Below are 22,702 nucleotides of genomic sequence, written 5' to 3'. Positions count from 1 at the left end.
GGCCGGGTGCCGCCGACGTGCGAGAGCGGATGCCGGAGGCTCCGGCATCCGGTCTCGGCACGGCGGTCAGCGGCTGCTGAAGGCGGCGTCGAACGCCGCTTTCGGAGGCGGAAGCATAGGCCGCAGATCGCGCATTGGCAACCCGGCGTCGAGGCCGAGACCGACGACCTATCTTCGTCGCATGCGCATCGCAGCGGTGCGGGGAACCCGACCGGGAACCGTGTCGGCGAGGACTCCGCAGCCGGCGGTCGCGCAGCCAGACGTCAGTGGCACGGCGCCACTCCGGTGAGGAGAACACATGGGTACGGATGACATGAAGCACTCTGCCGAAGAGATGAAAGGCAAGGCCAAGGAGACCGTCGGCGACTGGACCGACAATCAGTCGCTCCAAGCCGAGGGCAAGGCCGATCAGGCCATGGCGAATGTGAAACAGGCCGGTGACGACGTCAAGGACGCCCTCACCGACGACAAGTGACGTAGTCGTCACGGGTGCCCCCGCTCTCAGAGCGGGGGCACCGTTCCGCCGTCGTGTGAGGCGGCGCGGACGACGCGACGGGAGACGACCACGACTGACCAGCGGATCCGGATCGGGACGTCGGGGTGGAGCTACGACCACTGGGAGTCCGTGCTGTACCCGCCCGGACTTCCTGCCGGCGATCGGCTCGCCCGATATGTCGCGGAGTTCGACACCGTCGAGCTGAACGCGAGCTTCTACCGGTGGCCACCGACATCCCGCTTCCTGAGCTGGCGGCGCCGCCTGCCCTCGGGATTCGCGATGTCGGTGAAGGCGGCGCGTGGGCTCACGCACGGCAGGAAGCTGTACGGCCCCGAGGAGTGGATCACGCGGATGGGCCAGGGGTGGCACGAACTCGGCGACAGGCGCGCCGTCGTCATCGCCCAGCTGCCGCCGTCGATGCAGCGGGACGACGACCGGCTCGCGTACTTCCTCAGCCGGATTCCGGATTGGATGCCGACAGCCGTCGAGTTCCGCCATCCGTCATGGGATGCCGAGCCCGTGTTCGAACTGCTTGCACGGCACCGCGCGGCGTATTGCGTGATGAGCGGTGCAGGTCTGCCCTGCAGGCTCCGGGCCACGAGCGAGATCGTGTACGTTCGGCTGCACGGGCCGAGTCATGACAGCCTCTACGGCGGTTCCTACTCGGACGAGGATCTCGGATGGTGGGCCGATCGGCTCATCGAATGGCGCGAGTCCGGCCACCGCGTGCTGGCCTACTTCAACAACGACGGTGGCGGAAACGCCGTGCGCAACGCGCGAACACTCAAGGAGTTCGTCAGCGCGCGCAGCTAGCCGGCACCCGTGCCGACAGCGACCGGCAAGTCATCGACGCCTTAGACGATGGAAGGCCGGGTGCTCCGTCGGATCGTTGACGCCGGCACCGTGCCGGAGGATCCTTGACCTGCCGAGCATGGGGTTCGGCCCGTTGGTTAGGAACAGAAATGCCTGAAGCACTGGAACATGAAGAGATCACGGCCCGGTTCGTCAAGTCTCAATCGTTGAACTTCGACGCGATCGGAAAGTTCGTGACCGAGATCGGACCGGAACTGGTCGAGCGCGACGCGGGCCTGCACGGAGTAATCTTCGGCAAGTTCAGCACGATCGCCTGCGTGCTCAGGGCAGACGATGTCGAGCGGTTCTTCGGAGGCGGCGGCATGCGAGGCTTCGCGGGCTTGGCTGACGCCCTCAATGTGACAAACAGGTAGCAGCAGTGGGCTCGTCCGTCGACTTCGGATCGGCGGCACGCGACAGCCGGTCTCACACCGACGTGGGATGGCCGGCCGAGGACTTGGAACGGCGGCTGATCGGAGCGCTCGACTTCGCCGCGGCCGTCGTCTCCGAGTTCGGCGAATCCGGGTACGCCGACGAGGTGCGGCCGGCCCTGGGCTTCGGACCCGAGAAGGTCATCGCAGAGGCGACGATGCTCGCGTACGCCGCGGCGGGGGTGACTCAGGCTACGGCGGTCGTGGACCGCGTCGACGCGCTGGCACGACAGCTCGTCCCTCACGTCCGGTCACCGCAGGCTCTTGCGGACATGGTGCTGAATCCGGACAGAGTCTTCAAACGCTGTGTCCCGCACGTCCTGCTCAGCGTCCTCGGGTTTCACGACGACCTGTTCGACGATTTCGCGTTCGAGCGCTGTCAGAGGACGATGACCCACGCGGTCGATGAACCCGCGACTGTGCACGCGGAGCGGCGGTGGATCGGAGAGGTATGGAAGCGACCGCTTCGGCAGTTGGTCGACGGCGAAGCGGGGACGGCGCTGCACCAGCCGCTGGAGCTGCTGACCGACTCGAGAGAAGACGCCTACGGGCTCACGCACCTCCTGTTCTACGTCTCCGATTTCGGCCGAGCCCCCCGTCGCAACTTCGGACGACCGATCGAGGAGCTCCTGAAGGACGTCGATGCGCTCGTCGTGCGCTACCTCGACGAAGAGGACTACGACCTGACCGCCGAGCTGTTGATGGCGTGGCCGCAGCTCAGGGAACCTTGGAGTCCGACAGCGACGTTCGCCTTCCGCGTGCTCGCTGACCTCGAGGATCAGGTGGGTGTCCTGCCCTGCGGCAATCTGGATCCGAAGCGCCTCACCGCCCTCGACGGCGAGGAACGCCGACGCTACGCGCGCGCCGCCTCCTATCACACCGCGTTCGTCATGGGCTTTCTGTGCGCAGCGTCCCTTCGCCATGGCATGGCACCGCCTCGCGGCATCCGCGGACCCGAGTATGCAGAAGGCGCGGTTTCGGCACTCGAAGTCCGGCTGGGCTCTGACCGACGACACTGGCGCTCCGCGCTCGAGCGGTGCGACCCCTCGGAACGGCGCACGCTGGTACCGACCTTGAACGAACTTGTCGTCATGAGAGCACTCCGTCGTCGTGACTTCCGTGAGGCCGAAGAGTGCCGGGTGGCGGCGCAGTTGTTCGGGGTGCCGCCCGACGCGTGGCAGAACGCAGCGAGCGAGACTCTGGATGCGATCACACAAGGGATCGTCGTCCGGGAAAGGGAGTCGGGCAACGATTGACGCAGTGACGACTACCTCCTGCACCGATAGAGAGTCGAAACCGCCACCGCGTCGCAGACTAGTCACATGACCGGCGATCCGCGGCGATGGGTGCTCCATGTCGACCTCGACCAGTTCATCGCCGCCGTCGAGGTGCTGCGGCATCCCGAGCTCACCGGCAAGCCGCTCATAGTCGGAGGTCGCGGGGACCCCACCGAGCGCGCGGTGGTGTCGACCGCGTCGTACGAAGCCCGCGAGTTCGGTGTCGGCTCCGGGATGCCGCTGCGCATAGCCGCGCGCAAGGCTCCCGACGCGGTGATCCTTCCGGTGGATGCCGCCGCCTACACCGCAGCCTCGGAAGAGGTCATGGCAGCCCTGCGCGAGCAGCCCGGAGCGGTCGTGCAGGTGCTCGGCTGGGACGAGGCCTTCGTCGGCGTCTCGACCGATGACCCGGAGGCATACGCGCGTGGCATCCAGGCGGCGGTCCTCGATCGGACGGCCCTGCACTGCAGCGTCGGGATCGGCGACACGCTCGTCCGCGCGAAGGTCGCGACCGGGTTCGGCAAGCCGCAGGGCGTCTTCCGGCTGACCGCCGAGAACTGGCTCGAGGTCATGGGATTCCGGCCGACGATCGAGCTCTGGGGAGTCGGCACCAAGATCTCCCGGCGGCTGGCGGGTCTCGGCATCCAAACCGTCACCGACCTGGCCACCGCCGACACCGACCCTCTCGTCGCGGAATTCGGGCCGAGGATGGGCCTCTGGTACGCGCAGCTGGGGCGCGGCGACGGCTCATCGGTGGTCGACGATACGCCCTGGGTGCCCCGCGGGCACGGACGCGAGACGACGTACCAGCAGGATCTCGCGGAGCCCGCTCAGATCGACGGCGCTGTTCGGGAGCTGCTCGCTCAGGTGCTCGCCGATGTCCGCGCCGAGGGCAGACCTGTCGTCGGCCTCACCTTGAAGGTGCGGTACGCGCCGTTCTTCACGAAGATCTACACGAAGAAGATCCCCACGACCTTCGACCCCGATCTGGTGCTGGCGAAGACGATGGAGCTGGTCGAGAGGATCGAGCCCGATCGTCCGGTGCGCCTGCTGGGCGTCCGCGCCGAGATGGCCATGCCGGACGACGCGAGGGAGGGTCACTCCCCCACACGCAGCGGCTGGTAGTCCCGCTACCAGGCGTATGCCTCGGGAGCCTGGCCGCCAGGGCCGGGGAAGAGCTCATCCAGGGCTGACAGATCCTCGTCGCTCAACCGGATCTCCAGGGCGGACACGGCTGACTCGAGCTGCTCGACCGTACGGGGCCCGATGATGGGGCCGGTCACCCCCGGTTGATGCAGCAGCCAGGCGAGCCCGAGCGACGACGGGGTCCATCCTCGCTCCTGCGCGAACCGCTCGTACGCGTCGAGCTGGTCCCTGCGCTCCTCTCGCGCCGACTTCACTCCGGCGGAACCCGATCGCGCAGTCGGGTCGGACGATCCCCCGCTCAGCAGCCCGCCGGCCAGCGGCGACCACGGGATGATGCCGAGGCCGTAGTGCTGGGCCGCAGGGATCACCTCGAGCTCGATCGACCGCTGCGCGAGGTTGTACAGCGACTGCTCGCTGACGAGTCCGAGGAAGTTCCGCTGCTGCGCGACCTCGTTCGCCTGCGCGATGTTCCACGCCGCGAAGTTCGAGCTGCCCGTGTAGACGACCTCGCCGCGCGCGACGAGGACCTCCATCGACTGCCAGAGCTCGGGCCACGAGATGTGCCGGTCGATGTGGTGGAACTGGTACAGGTCGATCCGGTCGGTCTGCAAGCGGCGCAGGGATCCGATCGCCTCACGGCGCACCTGCCACGCTCCCGCGCCGCGGGCGTTGACGACGTCTCCCTCGGGCGTCGGATCGACCATCGGCGAGTGAACCTTGGTCGCGAGGACGATGTCGTCGCGCACACCGGGCCTCGCCGAGAACCAGCGCCCGATGATCTCCTCGGTCAACCCGCGACCGCCTGAGCCGCCGTATCCGTTGGCGGTGTCGAAGAAGTTGACACCCAGCTCGAGCGCTCGATCCATGATCGCGAACGCGTCCTCTTCCGAGGTGCGGTCGCCGAAGTTCATCGTGCCCAGCACGATGCGCGACACCGAGGTTCCTGTCCGACCGAGGTACGTGTAGTCCATAGGCCCATCGTCACACACCCGTCCCGCCGGATCCGCAGAATCCCACCCCGCTCCCCTGAACCCGGAGCCTCGACGCCACAAGCGGCGGAGCCGGCGACGGTTTCGCCGCTTGTGCGCGCGGGATGACGGCATCCGGCGCCGGCGGTCGCGGGCTACTCGCCGGGCGGTGCCTGGTTCACCGGGGCTTTGAGGAACGCCTCGACCGCGTCGGCGACCGTCGGGTAGATGTGCGCATTGTCGAACGATTCGAGCGTGCCGTATGCGCGAAGCGCCCCCATCAGCGTGGGGTCGACGGCGGCGAGCGCGAACACCCGCTGCTCTTCGTGCAGCGCCGTGATGAGGTCGGCGAGGTTGAGGCTCGCCGAGTAGTCGACGTCACCGATCGACGAGCAGTCGAGCACCAGCCAGCGGACGGGCGTCGGTGCGCCGTCGATGAGCTTGCGGATCTCGTCGACGAACAGGCTGGCGTTCGCGTAGAACAGGCGGGCGTCGAATCGGAACACGATGAGTCCGGGCAGGCTCTCGGAGCCCGCCGTCGCGGCGACGTAGGTCGGCGCGCCCGCCTTGTCGACGCCCACCAGGAAGTCCTTCGGTGAGTAGGCCCGTCGCACCAGCTCGACGATCGACAGCATGATCGCGAGGATGATGCCCTGTTCGACTCCCCAGCTGAACACGACGATGGCGGTGAAGCAGGCGATGACGAACTCACTCACCCGGGCGGCGCGGATGCGGTTCAGACCCTTGAAGTCGACGAGCCCGAGCCCGATCATGAAGACGATCGCGGCGAGCACAGCGACGGGCATGTTCGTGAGGAATCGCGTCAGGAACAGCACGACGATCAGCACGACCACCGACATGGCGATGTTCGCCATCTGGCTGCGGCCACGCTGCTCGTCCAGGATCTCGGTCTTCGTGGGGCTGCCGTTGACGACGAACGTGCCGGTGAGACCCGCCGCGAAGTTCGCGCCCGCCAGTCCCACGATGTCCCGATTGATGTCGACGCGCTGACTGTGCTTCATCGCGAAGCTGCGCGACGTCGCCGCGCTCTGCGCGATGATCAGGAAGAAGCACGACAGCGCGACGCCGATGACCGCCGGGATGTCGCTGAGCGTGATGCCCGCGGGCAGGCCGAAGGGCGGCAGCCCGCCCTGCACGGGACCGATCACTGCGACCCCGTGGCTCGATGCGTCGAGCGCGTTGGACACGATGATCGACAGGATGACGGCGATCACGGCTCCCGGGATGTTCCGGCTGATGAGCCGGCATCCGACGATGATGACGAGCGTCCCGGCCGCGAACAGGACCGTCCATGCATTCGCGTCGCCGATGTGCGTGATCATGTACCACTGCTGCTCGAACCAGTTGCCCTTCCCCTTGGGGATCCCCAGCATCCCTGGGATCTGACCCGTCAGGACCTGGATGCCGACTCCCGTGAGGAACCCGATCAGCACCGATGCGCTCAGGAAATCGCCGAGGAACCCGAGCCGCAGCAGGCGGGCGAGCACCAGCAGGACGCCGCAGACGAGCGCGACCAGGCTCGTCCACGCGACCCACTCCGCCGTGTTCGGCGACAGGCCCGCGATGCCGAGGCCGGCGAGGCCGGCGGCGAGGATCGCCGCCGTCGCGGAATCGGCGCCGACCACCAGCAGCCGCGACGACCCGAGCAGGGCGAACAGCAGCGTCGGGAAGATGATCGTGTACAGCCCGGTGATGACAGGCGTCTGGGCGATCGAGGTGTAGCCCATGACCTCGGGGATCGCAATCGCAGCCAGGGTGACCCCGGCGATCAGGTCCGCCGACAACCAGCTGGGCTTGTACTCGCGCATCCATTCCGGCACGACTCTCGAGATGGCGGCCATCCTCTTCCCTCACGTTTCTCTTCCAGGAACGGCGTGCGCCGTCAGACCAGCAGTCGCCGTATCTCGGCGAGCTTCTTCTCCGAATCGTCGAGGCGCTTGCGAAGCGCCTCCACCGGCGGCAGTTCGTTCGCGGGCTGCTCGCTGTCGGGTGCGGGTGCGGCTTCGGCATCCGCGTCCTTCGGCGACAGGAAGACCGTCGCGAGATACCCCGTGAACGTCCCGAAGATGCCGACGCCCACGACGATGATGACGACGCCGCACAGCCGGCCGAGGTCGGTGACCGGATACTGGTCGCCGTAGCCGACGGTCGAGATCGTGACGATCGTGTACCACAGGGCGTCGGACGCGGACGTGATGTTCGCGCCCGCGGCGTGCTGTTCGATCGCGAGCATCGTCAGGCTCCCGAACTGCAGCACGAGGATCCCCATGAGCAGCAGCACGTACAGAGCGCTGCCGGCGCGGTCCCTGACGAGGGTGCGCCCGATCGTGCGGATGCCGACCTTGCGGAGCAGTCGATACACGCGGATCAGGCGGAAGATCCGCAGGATCTTCAGCTGCGGAAAGGGGAGGCTGGCCAGCAGATCGGCCCAGCCGAAGTGCCTGAAGAAGTAGGCGCTCGCCGAAGGGGCGGTGGAGATCCGATAGCTGAAGTCGCACAGGAAGATGAGGCTGAAGAGCCCGTTCATCACGTCGAGGACCGTGTCGAGCGACTTCTGGTGGACGAAGAGGAGCAGCACCAGGTTGAGGATCGAGAGGATCGACAGGATGCCGATGAAGATCTCATAGCCGGTGCTCTTCAGTTCGCTTCGTGGCTTCTTCATGGCCTCACCCATCGCTCGCGGATCCTTGAGCGTAGGCCCGCGTGCGACGCGGCGGACTCACCCGCCATGGATGATTCCGCCGCAGCACCCTGACGACGATGCTGGTGCGGGATACTGGCGCGGTGACGCCTGAAGCTCTCCACGCCTACTGCAGCGCCAAGCCGGGTGCCTGGGAGGACGAACCCTGGGAGGGCGACGTCGTGTTCAAGGTGGGCCCGCGCGAGCGCGCCAAGATCTTCGTGTTCTACGGCAACGGGCGCTCGATCGGGGTCAAGGCTGCCAAGAGCCGGGACGAAGCCGACGAATGGCTGCTGCGATATCCCGACGATGCGAGGGTTTCGCCGTACATCGGAAGATCCGGTTGGAACGTGTTGAATGCCGGCGGAGGCATTCCCGACGACGAGCTCCGCGAGGCGATCGACACGTCGTACGAGCTCGTCCTGGCGACCCTGCCGAAGAAGCTCCGGGACTTCGAGGCGACGTAGCCGTCAGGACGCTACGCGGTCCACCAGGGCCGCAGCGGCAGATCGACGGCGTCGCCGCGCGCATCGGGCCTGACCGCCAGCACCTGGTGCAGCTGGATGCCGCCCGACTCGAAAGCGAGTCGTGATCCGGCCATGTACAGGCCCCACACTTTGGCGGCAGGAAGTCCGACCTCGTCGACCGCCTCGTCCCAGTGCTCGACGAGATTGGCGCACCAGTCGCGCAGCGTCAATGCGTAGTGCGGACGCAGATTCTCTTCGTGCAGCACCTCGAGACCGGCATCCTGGGCCTCGCTGATGATGCGGCCCGAGCCGGTGAGCTCTCCGTCGGGGAAGACGTACCGGTCGATGAATCCCTGCGCCGATGGCTCGGTCTTGTTGTCGGAACGGGTGATGCAGTGATTGAGCAGCAGCGCGCCCGGGCGCATCCGCGACCTCAGGAAGCGGAAGTACGCCGGGTAGTTGCGGACGCCGATGTGCTCGAGCAGCCCGATCGACGACACCGCGTCGAAGCCCCCCTCCGCGATGTCCCGATAGTCGCCGAAGCGGACCTCGGCCCGCTGGGTCAGGCCCTCCTCGGCGATGGCGCGCTGAGCCCACGCGGTCTGCTCCCGCGACAGCGTCACCCCGATCGCCGTGACGCCACGACGCGCGGCGTAGCGCACCATCCCGCCCCAGCCGCACCCGACGTCGAGCAGCCGGTCGCCGGGCCTCAGCCGCAGCTTCTCGAACACGAGCCGGTACTTGTTCTCCTGTGCTTCCTCGAGCGATGCGACGGGGCTCGGATAGCAGGCGCAGGTGTAGGTCATCGACGGCCCCAGCACCCATTCGTAGAACGTGTTCGACACGTCGTAGTGGTGGTGGATCGCCTCGGCGTCGCGATTCCTGCTGTGCCGGAGTCCTTGGGCCGCGCGCCGCCAGCGCGGCGGCACCTCCTGCGGCGGCGGCGCGATCGGCCTCATGTGCTCGAAGCCGATGGAGCGGATGACCTGGGCCATCACGCGCGGCGAGGGTCGTGCGAACTCGAGGTTGTCCGCGAGCGCCTTGAGCAGCTGATAGGGATCGCCCGGGTGCACGCCGCGGATGTCGATGTCACCGGCGATGTAGGCCCGGGCAAGTCCGAGATCACCTCGGCCGGTGGCGAGATAGGTGGTTCCGCGTGGCGTCTTCAGGTCCAGTCCGAAAGACGCGTCGGGTGGCCCCGCCGAACTCCCGTCGTACGCCGTGATCCGCAGCGGCAGCCGACTCCCTGCGAAGATCTCGAGCACCTCCGCCAGGGTGAGCCGTCCCGGCGTCGGCGTTGCGGCGGCGTCCGCGGGTTCCGCGGGGCCTGCGGCATCCGAGCGCTCCCTGAATGTGGTCATCTCCGTTGGACCGCCTTCGCGTACAGGTCGAGCAGACGTGAATCGGAGTCGTACCGCTCCTTCACCGCCCGATAGGCGTCTCCGCCATAGAGTTCGTCGAATTCCTCCCGGGGGTAGAACGAATCCGAGTACAGCGACTTGTGCCCCTCGAGTTCGCTCACCGTGCGCTCGATCATCCGGTTCGTCTCGCCCTCGGTCGATCCGACCGGCACCGTCGACCAGAAGCCCACGTTGACGTACGTCTCGTGCGGCCGGATCGGATACAGCGGCCAGCCGTCATCGTCACGCACCCGCAGCGGGCACAGCCAGATCGGCTGGATCGGGACGTTCGCCAGGAACCAGTCGAGGAACTCGGCGCAGCGTTCGATCGGCACCTCGATGTCCTGGATCACGCGCTCGCGCGGCGGCCGCCCATGGAGCTTCTCGAGACGATCGCCGATGTCGAACCGCCGCTCGAGCCTCATGAGCTTCCAGTACGAGCTGCTGCGCCGGTAGCGCCGCGGCCAGACGCGGCGGACGAGCGGATGCTGCGCACCGAACGCCTCCGAACACCAGAACCAGTCGGCATCCCACCGCCAGAGGTAATCGTGGATGGTCAGCCGGTCGTCCTTGCGGCCCTCATCGTGCTGGATCGATCGGTAGTAGATCTGCTGGCCGGTGTAGTCGCTGACGGGGCCGGATGCCGCCGTCTGCACGCCCACGCACAGATAGCTCTCGTCGGCGCTGAACACCACGCCGTCGAGGTAGTCGACCGCGACTCCGTCGAGCTGACCGGTCTCGACGATGCGATCCATCGCCGCCACCAGCTCGGCGAGCGCATGGAACCGCAGATGCGTGAGGGCCACGAACGGCTTCGCGACCTCGAGATCGATGCGCAGGCGCACGGCGTAGCCGAGCGTCCCGTACGAATTCGGGAAGGCGCGGAACAGATCGGCATGCTCGCTCGGCGAGGCGGTGACCACCTCTCCCGCTCCGGTCAGGATGTCCATCTCGCACACCGATTCATGCGGCATCCCGTTGCGGAACGATGCCGACTCGATGCCGAGTCCGGTCACGGCGCCCCCGACGGTGATGGTCTTCAGCTGCGGCACCACCAGCGGCGTCAGGCCGTAGGGCAGGGTGGCGGCGACGAGGTCCTCATAGGTGCACATGCCTCCGACGTCGGCCGTCCGGGTGTCGGGATCGACCGCCAGGACACCGGTCAGTCCCGACGTGTCGAGGCCGGCGGCCGCTGTCCTCGCGCGTGATCGGAACAGGTTCGAGGTGCGCTTCGCGAGCCGCACCGTCGCCGCCGGCGGGACAGCGCGATAGCTCTCGAGAAGTCGCTCTACGCCGGCGACGTGAGCGGTCCGTGCGTCGGTTGCTGGAGCGGACACGGCTCCACGCTAGTCCGCGGCCGATTCCGTGAGAAGGGAGAAGGGTGTCGCCGTTCCGGCTGGGCCAGCCGGATCCTCCGCAGGTGGGCGGGTGCTGTGCTTTGCGACGCGCCTGTCGCGAATCCAGCACCAGACCCACATGAGACCCAGCAGCCCGGCGCCATACGCGACCGCTTCGATCGAACGGGTGTCCGGGCGCCAGAAGACGGGCATGAGGATGACGAACGTGCTGAGGATCACGTAGCAGTCGAGGCTCCGCCGGCCGATGCGACCCAGCTCCCCGGCTAATCGTGGCGCACGTTCGCTCAGCGGCGCGAGCGCGCCGTAGAGACCGCCGATCACCGCGAGCGCGAGCAGGATGGTCCCGAGCCCGAGGGCACCGTCGTCGAAGAGCCAGTCGACGAACCGCCAGCTCCCCGCCTGCGCGTCGGGAATCACGCGCAATCGCACTCGCGCGAGCGCGCCCGCCGACGCGGCCACAACGAGAAGGCTCGTCCAGCCGCTAGGGCGGCGCAGCCGTCCGCGAATCGCGCTCCAGAACCAGCCGATCGCGAGTGCTGAGAAATACAGCGCCTGCCAGGTGGCCCAGTCGATCTGCCCCTGCACGCCCGGCATGCGCGGGAGCGTGAATGCATCGGGAAAGACCTGACCGGCGATGTACAGGGCGATCGTCATCGCCCCAAGGATCCAGGGCTTCCTGCGCAGCAGCGCCCAGGTCGCGATCGGCGTCAGCAGCAGCAGGATGACGTACAGCGACAGGATCGAGGCGTTGGTCGGGTTGATCTGAAGCGTGAGCGCCGCGAGCACCGGCTGCCACCAGGCATCGAAGTCATGCGCCCCTGCATAGCGGGCGTCCTGCAGCGGGCTCAGAGTCGCCACCACGAACGCGAGTGCGCAGATCGCGACGTGGGCGGCGTACACGACGCCGGCGCGGTGCCACGCTTTGGTCCGTGCCGCTTTGAAACCGAGCCGTTCCGCCGTCGCCCGATGCACCATGCCGACGACGAGGCCCGAGAGCAGGACGAAGCCCATCGCGCCGTCGAACCACAGCAGGGCATGGGTGGCGCCGTAGACGACGCTCCCGGCGGCGACGTGCGCGGCCGTCATGCTCACGATGCAGAACGCGCGGAGTACGTCGATCGTCAGATCGCGCCGCCGGGGGCGAGCAGCTATCTGCACCGATCGCTCCCCTCGTTCAGAGCCGGACGAGTGAACGAGACGAGTCTACGGATGCGCCGTTTCGAGCATGTGACGACCAGTGGCGTGCGACGTGAACGATCCCTGGCCGAATCCCGCGAGGGGTCTGCATCGGAACCTCTGCCGGCGGGATGCGCCCATCAGCACGCCTCAGTCGAACGTGACACGGATGAGAGGACTGTCCGCGATCCAGCGGTGCGGTCGCGCAACTCGCCGCGGCGATCCCCGCCGGATGTAGAGGTCGTCGATGCCGGCGATGATCGCGCCGAGGAGCGCCGTCCTGTCGTCCGCATCGGTGACCGGTGTCGCCGCTGCCGGAAGGTCGACGGTCACGCCGTGCATGAGATGGAATGTGAAACGCGGATGGGCGAGCAGGTTCGCGTACCAGCCACGCGGACCCGGCAGGCCGGTGAGGTAGACGGTGCCGTCGACGCTGTGGAACCAGATCTCGATGCGGCGCGGCTGGTTGGATCGGGCGCCGATCGTGGTGATGTCCACCGTGTGATCGGCCATCGTCGAGTCCGGCCCCAGTGCGAGTGCGTTCGCGATCTCGGCATCCATCAGATCGCAAGTCCAAGTGCGGCTGTTCCACGTGCGGCGCGTGCCCGCGCGGCTCGGGTGGATGTCGGACGCTTCCGCAAAGCTGGCGACATGGCTGCTTTCGACCATCTCGGCATCACCGTCGACGATCTGCCGCACTCGATCGCACAGTTCGATCCGGTGATGGAAGCACTCGGATTCACCCGCCTCGACGCGGACGGCTCGGTCTCGTGGCAATCGGATGACGAACTCGAACTGATCCTGTTTCCCGCCCGCGAAGCGGGCACGGGTCCTCACCGGCACGGCCGGGTGGGGTGGCAGCACCTCGCCTTCGCCGTCGATTCGCAGGCTGAGGTCGATCGGCTGCATGCCATCGCGCTCGGCGCCGGCTGGTCGGCGGTGCGTGAACCGAAGACGTATCCGCGGTTCAACGAGCGCTACTACGCGTCGTTCGTGGAGGACGACAACGGCATCCGGCTCGAGTTCATGCACAATCCGCCGCACTGAGTGCGGTCAGCCTTCGTCGAGGTGCTCCGCGCCGAACCAGCGCGTGAGCGCGTCCGTGAGCGGTTCGGTGGTTCCGGCTTCGACCCAGGCGACGTGTCCGTCCGGTCGGACGAGCACTGCGCTGGGCGACGCGACTTCGCCGAGCACAGGCAGCTCCCATCTGCCGGTGAACCGCACGTCGATCGCGCGTACCCGGTCTCTCCATGGTCCGACGTCGATCCGCCGTCGACCGAAGTCCAGCAGCAGAGGCCGGGCATCGTGCAGGAGTGCATACACCGGCGTCGGACCGGCCGGGGTGTCGAGGTCGAGGTCCGGCATCCGTCGCCCGAGGAGCGGATGGCCGTCGCCGAGGTCGTACGCGACATCCAGTCCGTGGATGCGTGCGGCGATCTGCGCGCGCGACGACGCGGTCATCAACAGGTCGTCGATGGTCTCGCTCAGGGCCGCGGTGCGGGGGTCCGCGCGCTGCAGGACCGTCTGCGCCATCGAGAGCCGGAGCGCACGCGCGCCGGCAGGGTGCCGCTCGGCGTGGTACGTGTCGAGCAGCGACCCCGGCGAGATGCCCGAGACGACCTGGGCGAGCTTCCATCCGAGGTTCACGGCATCCTGGATGGCCAGCCCGATCCCCTGGCCGCCCGCGGGATAGTGGATGTGCGCGGCATCCCCGACGAGAAGGACTCGCCCGCTGTGGTAGGACGCGGCTTGGCGAGTCGCATCGGTGAACCGCGAGATCCAGGTCGGGTCGTGTACGCCGAAGTCGCTTCCATAGACCGTGACGAGCGCGTCGCTGAGGTCGGCGAGGCTCGGTTCGGCGGCGGTGCGGAGCTCACGTTCCGTCGTCACGACCCGGTACGTGCGCCCGTCCGGCAACAGCTGCAGACCGTGCACACCCGACTCGTCCTGGCGTATGCCCGGTGGCGGCTCCTGTCTGAGGCCGACCTCGGCGATGAGGTTGCTGCGCGTAGCCTCCCAGCCGGGGAAGTCGATACCGGCCGCCTTGCGGATGACGCTGCGACCGCCATCCGCCCCGACGACATAGGTCGCACGCATCGTCTCGCCGTCGTCGAGCACGACGTCGACGCCGCTCTCGTCCTGGACGAAGCCGGTCACCTGATTGCCCCGCACGACGTGGACCCCCAGCTGCTCGATCCAGCCGGCGAGGATCGGCTCGATCCGGTTCTGCCAGATGGCCAGCCCATACGGATGCCGCGTCGGCAGGCCGCCGATGTCCAGCACCGATGAGCCGAACCGCGCGGTCTGCGCGATCTGCCCTTCGGCCAGGAACCGATCGGCGATCCCGCGCTGGTCGAGGATCTCGATGGTGCGCGAGTGGAATCCGCCCGCGCGGGACCCCGTCAGATCCGATATCGCGCGGCGCTCCACGACGGTCGCGTCGACGCCCCCCAACGCGAGCTCACCGGCCAGCATCATCCCTGCAGGTCCGCCGCCGACCACGATCACATCTGTCATGACCCCAGCCTTGCTCGTTCGCCGCGCATAGACGAGAGCACCGCCTGGCGCCTTCTCACGCCGTTCTGGTGGATGTACTGGTTGCGGGTCCGCCGGTTTCGAGGTGAGCTGGTCGCCCAGTTCGCGCACGGTGCCGGCTCGGCGAGTGCCGCGGCGGCCGCCTCGCCGAGGCCGCGACGCGCGCCGGTGACGAGTGCGACCTTGCGGTCGAGTCGGAGTGAGTCGAGGATCATGCGACGCCGACCTCCGCTTCACCGGTACCCCCGCCATCCCGGACGCGAGACACGCGTGAGCGCCTCGAGGTAGAAGTAGTCGCCCCACAGGCTGCCCTCGTCCACTCGGTTGCCCTTGGGCAGGTCGTAGACACTGTGCAGCAGCAGCGCGTCCGAGGCCTCGGGTGCCGTCGGCGTGCAGCTGCTGATCAGCGACGTGAGGATCAGGTGCGCGTGTTCGGATGCGAGCGCAGCGCGATCCGCATCCGTCTCCAACAGAGCGATTTCGAGAAGCCCGCACACCGCGATCGCGGCTGCTCGGTCGAGCCGCGCAACGCCGTGCCGGTGGCCGCATCCCAGAAAAGGTGTGGAACGTCGAGTCATCGGCCCGCAGCATGTGCTCGCGGAGCTGTGACGTGTGCCGGCGAACGGCTTCGCCGAAGTGCGTCTCGCCGATCTCGCGCCGCGCCCATGCCAGAAGCGGCATGTTCATCAGGCTGTCGATGATCGTGCGGCCGCGCTGTGTCGGGTCGGAGAGGTCGCCCCAGGCCTGGATGATCCCGGCGGGTTCGAGGAAGCGCCGCATCAGATGGTCCGCCGCCCGGAGGGATGCCGCGCGCGTACCCTCGTCGCCGAGCAGCCTCACACGCAGCCACAGTCGACAGCGTGTGAGGAATCCGAGATCGTGGGTCTCCAGGTCCTGACCGGCGCGGAGGCGACGCTCGAAGTCGGCGGTGTCGGCGAGCGCGGCACCCCGGAACTCCCCCTCGCCGGTGTGCTCCCAAGCCAGCCACCGCATCCCGGTCCGGAAACTCGTCGTCCCCCCGCGATTGCCGCCGAGCCCGATGCCACCGTGCGGTGGACGCAGCCGGTACCGGTCGCCCACCGTGGTGTCGTCGGGAAAGCGGTCGCCGAACTTCGTGATGTTGCGCCGGATGGTCGACATCACCGCAGTGATCGCGGCGTCGGTCGAGACGGCCCCGATGCCCGGAACGGGCGAGACAGCTGGCATGACGGGCCCCCTTCGGGCTTTCGCACACTGGCAATCGATTTCGTCCAGGATGAACCCTTTTCTTTCCTTTATGACTGTTTATGATCGTTTCATGCCTTCTTCGAGCGGCGAATCGGGACGTGCGAGGCGGCGGTGCTCACCGGCGTCCTGACCACCCTCTTCGAGCGGCAGGCGGGGGGCGCGCCGGAATCCTTCGCCGATGCGCTGTGCGAGATGCTGATGCCTCCTGATCGTGCGCTGCCGGTGCCTTCGGCACTCGACCGCGCGACGTGGGACGCCGGCACCGGAATCGCGGACCGGCTGACGACAGCCGACGTAGCGGACCCGGAGTTCACCCAGGACCGGCGCCGATGACCGAGTCGGCGCCCCATCCACCTCTGCCCGCTGCGCGGCGGGCGCTTATTCTCGAGGCCCTCGCGCGGCGCGGCGTCGTGAGGAACTCGCAGCTGATCGAGGAATTCGGCGTCACACCGGTCACCGTCCGTCGGGACCTCGCGCAGTTGGAGCACGAAGGACTCCTCGATCGCGTGCACGGCGGCGCCGTGTCTGCGGAGCGGCCCGCGGCCCTCGGAACCCGCGACGGTGTGAGCGCGGACGCGCCTGGCACGATTGCGATGCTGGTGCCCTCGTTGGATTACTCCTGGCCGGCCGTCGTGCGCGGCGTGGAGGCCGAGGCGCGCCGGCAGGGCTTCCGCGTCCTTCTGCGAGGAGCCTCGTATGAGCTGCACGATGAGCGGCCGGCACTGGAGCGTCTCGTCGAGATCGAACACGTCCGCGGTCTGATCGTGGCACCGAACATGGAAGGGCCGCATGCCCGCGACCTGATCCAATGGCTGGCCGGATGCGGCGTCCCCAGCGTGCTCGCCGAGCGCGATGCAGTCGTGCTCCCTCACCGGGAACCCGCCGAGTCGGTCACCACGGATCACGCACTCGGCGGGATGCTCGCTGCCCGTCACCTGGCCGGTCTCGGGCACCGCAAAGTCGGGCTCGTCGTCTCCCGCTCATCGCCGACCTCCCGCAAGATCGCGGCCGGCTGGGATGCTGCCTGCCGAGAGCTCGGCATCCCTGCCGCAGGGCATTTCAAGCGGGTTCTCCCGGAGCGCGGCAGCCCGGAGTTCTCCCCCGTGGTGGAAGGAATCCTCGAGACGGCGCTCGCGTCCGGCACGACGGGACTGCTCGTGCACTCCGACCTCGAAGCGATGGCGTTCGTCGATCTTGCCCTCGCCCGAGGCATCGGCATCCCGGAGGATCTCTCGCTGATCGCGTACGACGACGAGGTCGCCGAGCTGGTCACCCCCGCGCTCACGGCGGTGAGCCCGCCACGCGCCGCGGTGGGAGAGGCCGCTGCGGATCTGCTCGTCCGCCGCCTTGCCGAACCGGGGCGGGCCGTGCGCCGAGTGCTGCTCAGCCCCACGCTCACCCCGCGGGAGTCCACCGCCCCGCCGCCGTCACGGGCGGTCTGAGCAGATCTGGCGCGGAGCGCGCCTGCGAAGCGCGAACTCCGCACGGCCGATCAGGCATTCCGATCGACGTGCGCTGGCGATGACGGGTCGGGAGGCCCGTGCCACGGAACCAGACGCGGAATCCAGCGATGGACGTTCGCACGATAGACGACATACTCGTCGCCGAAGGAACGGGCGAGCGTGGGCTCCTCGTAGCCGATGACGAAGGCGGTGAACGAAGCCCAGGTGATCGCCGCGTAGATCAGCACGGCGATGCTCGCGAACCACATCGCCTGCGCGAGGATGATGGCCAGCACGGCGACGTACATCGGGTTGCGGACGTAGCGGTACAGACCCGTGACGACGAGATGCTCGGTCGGCGCGATCGGCGCCGGCGTGCCGCGGCCTTTCAGCGCGAAGCGAGCGAAGCATTCGATCAGGGCCATCGTTCCCGCGGCGCCGAGCGCGAGCCCGGCCCACTTCACCACCGGCGGATCGAGACGCCACGCCTCCACCTGCCCCTGCCCCAGCAGGAACGGAACGAGGAACGCCACGACGCCGGGCGCGACGAGGAAGAAGATCACGGACCCGATGACGGCAGATGTCCTGCCCATGCGCCGAGTATTCGCGCCGAGGTCGCCGCTGTCCAGGGGCGGTGTCACTCGGGCGTCGCGGTCGGTCCCTGCCGTACGCCGTTCAGAGCGTCGGGGACCGTGTGCGACGACCTGGCCGCAAGGACGGCCCGACAAGCGCCTGGAGGTGAGCATCCCCGGTCCGAGAGTCGGGTTCGAGGTAGCTGCCTTCCGTCCATTCGTTCCAGGCGTTCACGACTGCGACGTGGGTGCGTTCGTTCTCGGCCGCGAACGTCAGGGCCGCCGCCACGGATGCCCCGAACGACTCCGGCGTGTTGTTCACGACGACCGGACAACACGGCCAATCCGAGACGACGAGTCTGTCCTCTTGATTGACCCGCGTGGTGGAATCCCAGCCCATGGCGACGGTGGGGACGAAGTCGACCGCTTGCTCGTCCCGCATGGTGTGCCAGTGTTCTTCGGCAGCTCCACGCCAGTCCTGGTACTCGAAGGTGATCTGCCCGGCGGGCAAGGCACTCCATGGTTCGGCGGGCCATCCATAGGCGCCCACGGAGTCGAATCCGAGTTGAGCGACGGTCGCGGGGTCGTTCTCGGGCATGGATTCATCGAGATACCCGAGGGCCGGTATCTGAGGTTGGTAGTGACCGTCGAACCGAGGCCGCCCAGCCTTGATCAGATCCCACTCGGTGAACCCCTCGCCCAGCCATGGTGCCCGGCGCGGCTCGTCGTGCCAGCTGGGGAAATAGATGGCGGCGACTTCCACATCTGCTGACATGATCGTTCCTCCCTGTGGTCATCCGACCCGTCTCCGAGCGGTCCGACAAGTCACGGGTTTCAACCGTCCGGCGCCGCGGCATCGGCGGCAGCCGCGGCACGCAAAGCAGAGTCGACGGTCGGCTAAGCGTTTCCGCTCGTCGTCGCCGCGGTTCCGACGATGAACAGCAGCCACAAGGCGGTCGTCAGGACGATGATCCCGAGGGTGATGTATCCGGTGACGAGTCCCGCCATCGCCTGCCCGCGTCCGACCTCATTCATCTGGCGTGCTCGCGCCATCCCGATGTGGCCGAGGATGACCGCGATCACCGCGGGAACGAAGCTCGTGACGGCTGCGAACGCCCCGAGGAACGGGATGAGCGCCCACACGCCGATCACGATCGCGACGATCCCCAGAATCATCGATGTGATCGCGAGCCCGTTCGACGGCGGCTTCTGAATCTGCACATAGTACGGCTGTTGATACCCCATGACGCCTCACAGTAGTGGCGAGGCGAGACGAGCGTGAACAGCATGTTGACAGCGTTCGCCCGCGCAGCCGACCACTTGATAGAGCCACCTGCTTTGTGCGACCCTTCAGATTACTCCACAACTGTAGAATTACCTGACTGAAGGAGGAGAGATGGTCGCACCGAGTCGAGCAGTCTCCGTCGAAGGTGACACCGCCCTCGTCCTCGATCTCGCACACCTGTCGGCCGACAACCTCGAGGCGGTCGGCGGCAAGGCCGCCAACCTCGGGGAGCTCATCCGTGCCGGCTTCGACGTGCCGCCGGGCTTCTGCATCACCACCGAGGCTTACCGGCAGGCGGTGCAGGGCACGACCGTCGAGAGCGGAACGATCAGGGATGCGGCGGCGGCGCGCGCCGCGGTACTCGGTGCTTCCTTCCCGCAGTCGGTGGCCGACGCCGTCCGAGACGCGTACGCGCGCTTGGAGTCCGGGGACGAGGGGCGGGTCGCGGTGCGATCGTCGGCAACTGCGGAGGACCTGCCTGGCGCGAGCTTCGCCGGACAGCAGGACACCTACCTCAACGTCACCGGCATAGACGATGTGCTCGACGCCGTGCATCGATGCTGGGCGTCGCTGTGGACCGACCGGGCGGTCGCGTACCGCGAAGCCCAGGGGATCGACGGCTCAGGCGTCGCGCTGGCGGTGATCGTGCAGCTGATGGTGGATGCCGAGTCGGCGGGCGTGCTCTTCACCGCCGACCCGGTGACCGGACGGCGTCGGCAGGCCGTGCTCGACGCCGCGTACGGCCTCGGCGACGCGGTGGTGTCCGGCGCCGTGGACCCCGACCACTTCGTCGTCGACACCGCGACCGGCCGGATCCTCGACCGTCGGCGCGGCGGCCTGGGCGACAAGCGTGCGGCCAGCGTCACGGACGCGCAGGTGCAGGATCTCGCGTCGCTCGGCGACCGGGTGGAGACCGCGTTCGGCAGCCCGCAGGACATCGAGTGGGCTGTGGATGCCGACGGCCACGTGTGGCTCACGCAGTCCCGGCCGATCACGACCCTCTACCCCATCCCGGTTCGCGACGCACCGCCTCCGGATGACGGCATCCGCGTCTACTTCTGCATCAGCCTCGCGCAGGGGCTGCACCGTCCGATGACTCCGATGGGCATCGCCGCCGTCCGGGTCGTCGGCTCGGCGTTCCGGGATCTCACCGGCCGTCGACCCGAGCGGATCGTCGACGGGCCGGGCGGTTTCGCAGTAGCCGGCGACCGGATCTTCCTCGACGCGACGCCGATCGTTCGATCCTCCGTGGGGCGCGAGATCATGCCCCGGGCGCTGGACGTGATGGAAGCGCGCTCCGCCGTGGTGCTCCGGGGGCTGTTCAGCGACCCGCGATTCTCGGTGCTGCCCGGCTCACGCCGTCGGTTCGCACGGCCAGCGCTTCGTCTCGCCATGCACGTCCGGATGCCGCTCGTCGTCGCTCAGGCCGTGGTCAGCCCGGCGGCCGCACAGCGCCGCGTGCGGCGGCTCGTGGACGAGGTCCGCGCAAGCGACGTCCGGGCGGTGGGCGACATCCCGACCCGCGTCGACGGAGTCGTCGACCTGCTCTTCGGCGCGATGCCGCTCGCTCCGCGCAGCCTGCCCGGCGCCGCCTTCGGCTTCGCCATGCTCGGCCTCGCCGGCCGGCTGCTGGGTGACGATGCGGAGACCGGTGACCTGCAGACCGTGGTCCGCAGTGCGCCCGACAACGTGACCACCGAGATGGATGTCGACCTGTGGCGCGTCGCCGTGTGCGTGCGCGACGATGCCGATGCGGCGTCCGCACTGAGCACGAAGACCGCACGCGAGCTCGCCGACGGCTACCGCGAGAGCGCCCTTCCCGCCGTGCTGCAGGACGGCATGGCGGACTTCCTGGGCCGGTACGGCCACCGCGCCGTCGCAGAGATCGACCTGGGCATGCCGCGGTGGTCGGATGACCCCGCTCACCTGTTCGGCGTGCTGTCGGGGTATCTCCGCCTGGATCCCGAGGCGACCACACCCGAGCAGCACTTCGAAGACGGGGCGCGCGACGCCAAGACCATGATGCGGACGCTGATCCGGCGTGCTCGCCGGCGTGGCCGCGTTCGCGCCGCTGCCGTCCGATTCTGCCTGCAGCGTGCTCGGGCCCTCGTCGGCATGCGCGAGATGCCGAAGTTCCTCGTGATCACCGCGATGAGCCGTGCACGCGCCGCGATGCTCCAGATCGGAAGAGAGCTAACCGATTCGGGCCGCATCGCCCAGCCGGACGACGTCTTCTTCCTCGACTTCGACGAGACGAAGCGCGCCGCGGCGGGAGAGGATCTGCGCCACACGATCAGCGAGCGACGGGAGCGCTACGACGCCGAGCTGCGACGCCGGCACGTCCCGCGAGTCCTCCTGTCCGATGGGACGGAGCTCGAGGCCCTCGGTTCGGCGTCGGCCGCCACCCAGGCCGGTGCGCTTCATGGGACACCCGCCTCTGCCGGCACCGTCACCGCGCCGGCGCGGGTGATCCTCGACCCGGTCGGCGCCCAGCTGGAGCCAGGAGAGATCCTGGTGGCACCGTCCACCGACCCTGGCTGGACGCCGCTGTTCCTCACCGCGGGAGGGCTCGTGATGGAGATGGGTGGCGCGAACAGCCACGGGGCGGTCGTCGCGCGGGAGTACGGCATCCCCGCTGTCGTGGGCGTGCCGCGCGCGACGGAGACCATCACGACCGGCGCCGAGGTGACCGTCGACGGAGCGAGCGGCGTGGTGACCCTTGCGTCGAGCGCCGACGCATCCGCGGAGGGGCTTGCGTCGTGACATCCGCGCCCGCGCCGAGGCGGGGCCGACCACCCGGCGACCGGAACACCCGCGCGCGGGTGCTGGCCGCGGCGCGACGGATGTTCACGGAGCGCGGCTACAACGCGGCATCCCTGCGGGACATCGCCCGCGAGGCGGGCGTCGACGCCGGGATGGTGAGGCATTACTTCGTCGACAAGGCGGGGCTCTTCCGCGCGGCGATGGACATGCCGGTCGATCCGAGCGCGCTCATCGCGTCGCTGCTCTCCGGGGGCGTGGAAGGCCTGGGTGAGCGACTCCTCCGGAAGCTCGTCACCGAGTGGGACGATGCGGGCAACGCCAGCGCGATGATCATCCTCGTCCGCTCGGCGATGACCCACGACGAGTCGAACCGCATGCTCCGCGAATTCATCAGCAGACAGGTGCTCGGCCGGATCGCCGCAGCGGTGGACGCGCCCGACCGGGAGCTTCGCGCGAGCCTGATCGGCAGCCAGCTCGTCGGCCTTGTCGTGGCCCGATACATCGTCCGGGTGGAACCGCTCGCCTCCGCCGATCCCGAGACCGTGGTGGCGGCAGTGGCGCCGACCGTGCAGCGCTATCTGACCGGATCGATCCGCTGACGAACGG

General features: G+C 68.3%; 25 protein-coding genes. 12 read left to right on the top strand and 13 right to left on the bottom strand.

The genetic code is table 11. The features are described 5' to 3' along the window. The first annotated feature begins 298 nt into the window (after positions 1–298). The 5 genes from ABD212_RS13435 to ABD212_RS13415 all read left to right on the top strand — a co-directional run bounded on the left by ABD212_RS13435 (position 299) and on the right by ABD212_RS13415 (position 4,181). Positions 299–475, top strand: coding sequence for a CsbD family protein (locus tag ABD212_RS13435; RefSeq protein ID WP_344095456.1), 177 nt, complete (start codon positions 299–301; stop codon positions 473–475). 150 nt (positions 476–625) lie between these two features. Beyond that, a complete protein-coding gene (locus tag ABD212_RS13430) occupies positions 626–1,309 on the top strand; it encodes a DUF72 domain-containing protein (protein ID WP_344095454.1) in 684 nt (227 codons plus the stop codon). A 149-nt stretch (positions 1,310–1,458) separates the two neighbouring features. Continuing rightward, complete coding sequence (locus ABD212_RS13425) at positions 1,459–1,722, top strand: hypothetical protein (RefSeq protein WP_344095453.1); 264 nt, start codon at positions 1,459–1,461, stop codon at positions 1,720–1,722. A gap of 5 nt (positions 1,723–1,727) precedes the next feature. Then, a complete protein-coding gene (locus ABD212_RS13420) occupies positions 1,728–3,035 on the top strand; it encodes a DUF6895 family protein (RefSeq protein WP_344095451.1) in 1,308 nt (435 codons plus the stop codon). A gap of 66 nt (positions 3,036–3,101) precedes the next feature. Continuing rightward, positions 3,102–4,181, top strand: a complete 1,080-nt coding sequence (locus ABD212_RS13415) for a DNA polymerase IV (RefSeq protein WP_344095449.1) — start codon at positions 3,102–3,104, stop codon at positions 4,179–4,181. 5 nt (positions 4,182–4,186) lie between these two features. On the opposite strand, the gene ABD212_RS13410 is transcribed toward ABD212_RS13415, so the two are convergent. From ABD212_RS13410 to ABD212_RS13400, 3 genes are all read right to left on the bottom strand, one after another. Further along, positions 4,187–5,173 (bottom strand): aldo/keto reductase, encoded by a 987-nt coding sequence (locus tag ABD212_RS13410; protein WP_344095447.1) that lies wholly within the window; start codon positions 5,171–5,173, stop codon positions 4,187–4,189. 152 nt (positions 5,174–5,325) lie between these two features. After that, on the bottom strand, positions 5,326–7,032 hold the full coding sequence (locus ABD212_RS13405; protein WP_344095445.1) for a SulP family inorganic anion transporter: 1,707 nt from the start codon (positions 7,030–7,032) through the stop codon (positions 5,326–5,328). A gap of 41 nt (positions 7,033–7,073) precedes the next feature. Next, positions 7,074–7,853 (bottom strand): ion transporter, encoded by a 780-nt coding sequence (locus ABD212_RS13400; RefSeq protein ID WP_344095443.1) that lies wholly within the window; start codon positions 7,851–7,853, stop codon positions 7,074–7,076. A gap of 122 nt (positions 7,854–7,975) precedes the next feature. Here ABD212_RS13400 and ABD212_RS13395 point away from each other — a divergent pair, with 122 nt between their 5' ends. Beyond that, positions 7,976–8,338, top strand: coding sequence for an MmcQ/YjbR family DNA-binding protein (locus tag ABD212_RS13395; protein WP_344095441.1), 363 nt, complete (start codon positions 7,976–7,978; stop codon positions 8,336–8,338). An 11-nt stretch (positions 8,339–8,349) separates the two neighbouring features. Here the strand turns inward: ABD212_RS13395 and ABD212_RS13390 are convergent, their stop codons facing one another. The 4 genes from ABD212_RS13390 to ABD212_RS13375 all read right to left on the bottom strand — a co-directional run bounded on the left by ABD212_RS13390 (position 8,350) and on the right by ABD212_RS13375 (position 12,833). Further along, a complete protein-coding gene (locus ABD212_RS13390; RefSeq protein ID WP_344095439.1) occupies positions 8,350–9,699 on the bottom strand; it encodes a class I SAM-dependent methyltransferase in 1,350 nt (449 codons plus the stop codon). Further along, positions 9,696–11,075, bottom strand: a complete 1,380-nt coding sequence (locus ABD212_RS13385; RefSeq protein ID WP_344095437.1) for an FAD-binding oxidoreductase — start codon at positions 11,073–11,075, stop codon at positions 9,696–9,698. The genes ABD212_RS13390 and ABD212_RS13385 overlap by 4 nt, the downstream gene beginning before the upstream one ends. Before the next feature lie 9 nt (positions 11,076–11,084). Beyond that, a complete protein-coding gene (gene opgC, locus ABD212_RS13380; RefSeq protein ID WP_344095435.1) occupies positions 11,085–12,254 on the bottom strand; it encodes an OpgC domain-containing protein in 1,170 nt (389 codons plus the stop codon). Positions 12,255–12,422: 168 nt separating this feature from the next. After that, positions 12,423–12,833, bottom strand: a complete 411-nt coding sequence (locus ABD212_RS13375; RefSeq protein ID WP_344095433.1) for a nitroreductase/quinone reductase family protein — start codon at positions 12,831–12,833, stop codon at positions 12,423–12,425. 90 nt (positions 12,834–12,923) lie between these two features. On the opposite strand from ABD212_RS13375, the gene ABD212_RS13370 reads away from it, so the two are divergent. Beyond that, complete coding sequence (locus tag ABD212_RS13370; RefSeq protein WP_344095431.1) at positions 12,924–13,319, top strand: VOC family protein; 396 nt, start codon at positions 12,924–12,926, stop codon at positions 13,317–13,319. 6 nt (positions 13,320–13,325) lie between these two features. Here ABD212_RS13370 and ABD212_RS13365 read toward each other — a convergent pair whose 3' ends face one another. Genes ABD212_RS13365 through ABD212_RS13355 form a run of 3 tightly spaced genes read right to left on the bottom strand, consistent with a single transcriptional unit; the run spans position 13,326 to position 15,385 of the window. Continuing rightward, positions 13,326–14,789, bottom strand: a complete 1,464-nt coding sequence (locus ABD212_RS13365; RefSeq protein WP_344095429.1) for an FAD-dependent monooxygenase — start codon at positions 14,787–14,789, stop codon at positions 13,326–13,328. Next, positions 14,786–15,022: a hypothetical protein gene (locus ABD212_RS13360; RefSeq protein ID WP_344095427.1), complete on the bottom strand. Its 237-nt coding sequence runs from the start codon at positions 15,020–15,022 to the stop codon at positions 14,786–14,788. Before ABD212_RS13360 ends, ABD212_RS13365 begins: the two co-directional genes overlap by 4 nt. Before the next feature lie 18 nt (positions 15,023–15,040). Continuing rightward, positions 15,041–15,385: a hypothetical protein gene (locus ABD212_RS13355; RefSeq protein WP_344095425.1), complete on the bottom strand. Its 345-nt coding sequence runs from the start codon at positions 15,383–15,385 to the stop codon at positions 15,041–15,043. A gap of 34 nt (positions 15,386–15,419) precedes the next feature. Between ABD212_RS13355 and ABD212_RS13350 the strand changes: the two genes are divergently transcribed. From ABD212_RS13350 to ABD212_RS13340, 3 genes are read left to right on the top strand one after another with little or no spacing between them, the layout of a single operon-like run. Continuing rightward, the gene (locus ABD212_RS13350; RefSeq protein WP_344095423.1) at positions 15,420–16,097 is read left to right on the top strand and encodes a hypothetical protein; all 678 of its coding nucleotides are present in this window, start codon (positions 15,420–15,422) and stop codon (positions 16,095–16,097) included. Positions 16,098–16,145: 48 nt separating this feature from the next. Continuing rightward, on the top strand, positions 16,146–16,367 hold the full coding sequence (locus ABD212_RS13345; RefSeq protein WP_344095421.1) for a hypothetical protein: 222 nt from the start codon (positions 16,146–16,148) through the stop codon (positions 16,365–16,367). Continuing rightward, positions 16,364–17,476 carry a substrate-binding domain-containing protein gene (locus ABD212_RS13340; RefSeq protein ID WP_344095419.1) on the top strand — a complete coding sequence of 371 codons (1,113 nt, stop codon included), beginning with the start codon at positions 16,364–16,366 and terminating at the stop codon, positions 17,474–17,476. The genes ABD212_RS13345 and ABD212_RS13340 overlap by 4 nt, the downstream gene beginning before the upstream one ends. 50 nt (positions 17,477–17,526) lie before the next feature. Here the strand turns inward: ABD212_RS13340 and ABD212_RS13335 are convergent, their stop codons facing one another. The 3 genes from ABD212_RS13335 to ABD212_RS13325 form a co-directional block, all read right to left on the bottom strand. After that, entirely contained in the window at positions 17,527–18,069 is a 543-nt protein-coding gene (locus tag ABD212_RS13335; protein WP_344095417.1) for a methyltransferase family protein, read from the bottom strand. Positions 18,070–18,151: 82 nt separating this feature from the next. After that, entirely contained in the window at positions 18,152–18,823 is a 672-nt protein-coding gene (locus ABD212_RS13330; protein ID WP_344095415.1) for a glycoside hydrolase family 99-like domain-containing protein, read from the bottom strand. A 122-nt stretch (positions 18,824–18,945) separates the two neighbouring features. Then, entirely contained in the window at positions 18,946–19,293 is a 348-nt protein-coding gene (locus ABD212_RS13325; RefSeq protein WP_344095413.1) for a DUF4190 domain-containing protein, read from the bottom strand. 151 nt (positions 19,294–19,444) lie between these two features. Here ABD212_RS13325 and ABD212_RS13320 point away from each other — a divergent pair, with 151 nt between their 5' ends. Both ABD212_RS13320 and ABD212_RS13315 read left to right on the top strand, forming a co-directional pair. Beyond that, entirely contained in the window at positions 19,445–22,096 is a 2,652-nt protein-coding gene (locus ABD212_RS13320; protein WP_344095411.1) for a PEP/pyruvate-binding domain-containing protein, read from the top strand. Next, positions 22,093–22,695 carry a TetR/AcrR family transcriptional regulator gene (locus ABD212_RS13315; RefSeq protein WP_344095409.1) on the top strand — a complete coding sequence of 201 codons (603 nt, stop codon included), beginning with the start codon at positions 22,093–22,095 and terminating at the stop codon, positions 22,693–22,695. The genes ABD212_RS13320 and ABD212_RS13315 overlap by 4 nt, the downstream gene beginning before the upstream one ends. The last annotated feature ends 7 nt before the right edge of the window (positions 22,696–22,702 follow it).

Source organism: Microbacterium deminutum (assembly GCF_039530205.1).
Taxonomy (GTDB): Bacteria; Actinomycetota; Actinomycetes; order Actinomycetales; family Microbacteriaceae; genus Microbacterium; species Microbacterium deminutum.
Note: the sequence above shows the minus strand (reverse complement) of the source record. Positions and strands in the feature narration are given on the sequence as shown.

What these genes read in the sequence shown, in the direction of transcription:
- ABD212_RS13375 (WP_344095433.1), bottom strand. Translation starts at nt 12,833, where the DNA reads ATGGATGCCGAGATCGCGAACGCACTCGCACTGGGGCCGGACTCGACG.
- ABD212_RS13330 (WP_344095415.1), bottom strand. Translation starts at nt 18,823, where the DNA reads ATGTCAGCAGATGTGGAAGTCGCCGCCATCTATTTCCCCAGCTGGCAC.
- ABD212_RS13435 (WP_344095456.1), top strand. Translation starts at nt 299, where the DNA reads ATGGGTACGGATGACATGAAGCACTCTGCCGAAGAGATGAAAGGCAAG.
- ABD212_RS13410 (WP_344095447.1), bottom strand. Translation starts at nt 5,173, where the DNA reads ATGGACTACACGTACCTCGGTCGGACAGGAACCTCGGTGTCGCGCATC.
- ABD212_RS13390 (WP_344095439.1), bottom strand. Translation starts at nt 9,699, where the DNA reads ATGACCACATTCAGGGAGCGCTCGGATGCCGCAGGCCCCGCGGAACCC.
- ABD212_RS13325 (WP_344095413.1), bottom strand. Translation starts at nt 19,293, where the DNA reads ATGGGGTATCAACAGCCGTACTATGTGCAGATTCAGAAGCCGCCGTCG.
- ABD212_RS13370 (WP_344095431.1), top strand. Translation starts at nt 12,924, where the DNA reads ATGGCTGCTTTCGACCATCTCGGCATCACCGTCGACGATCTGCCGCAC.
- ABD212_RS13355 (WP_344095425.1), bottom strand. Translation starts at nt 15,385, where the DNA reads ATGACTCGACGTTCCACACCTTTTCTGGGATGCGGCCACCGGCACGGC.
- ABD212_RS13415 (WP_344095449.1), top strand. Translation starts at nt 3,102, where the DNA reads ATGACCGGCGATCCGCGGCGATGGGTGCTCCATGTCGACCTCGACCAG.
- ABD212_RS13340 (WP_344095419.1), top strand. Translation starts at nt 16,364, where the DNA reads ATGACCGAGTCGGCGCCCCATCCACCTCTGCCCGCTGCGCGGCGGGCG.
- ABD212_RS13400 (WP_344095443.1), bottom strand. Translation starts at nt 7,853, where the DNA reads ATGAAGAAGCCACGAAGCGAACTGAAGAGCACCGGCTATGAGATCTTC.
- ABD212_RS13360 (WP_344095427.1), bottom strand. Translation starts at nt 15,022, where the DNA reads ATGATCCTCGACTCACTCCGACTCGACCGCAAGGTCGCACTCGTCACC.
- ABD212_RS13335 (WP_344095417.1), bottom strand. Translation starts at nt 18,069, where the DNA reads ATGGGCAGGACATCTGCCGTCATCGGGTCCGTGATCTTCTTCCTCGTC.
- ABD212_RS13320 (WP_344095411.1), top strand. Translation starts at nt 19,445, where the DNA reads ATGGTCGCACCGAGTCGAGCAGTCTCCGTCGAAGGTGACACCGCCCTC.
- ABD212_RS13405 (WP_344095445.1), bottom strand. Translation starts at nt 7,032, where the DNA reads ATGGCCGCCATCTCGAGAGTCGTGCCGGAATGGATGCGCGAGTACAAG.
- ABD212_RS13365 (WP_344095429.1), bottom strand. Translation starts at nt 14,789, where the DNA reads ATGACAGATGTGATCGTGGTCGGCGGCGGACCTGCAGGGATGATGCTG.
- ABD212_RS13425 (WP_344095453.1), top strand. Translation starts at nt 1,459, where the DNA reads ATGCCTGAAGCACTGGAACATGAAGAGATCACGGCCCGGTTCGTCAAG.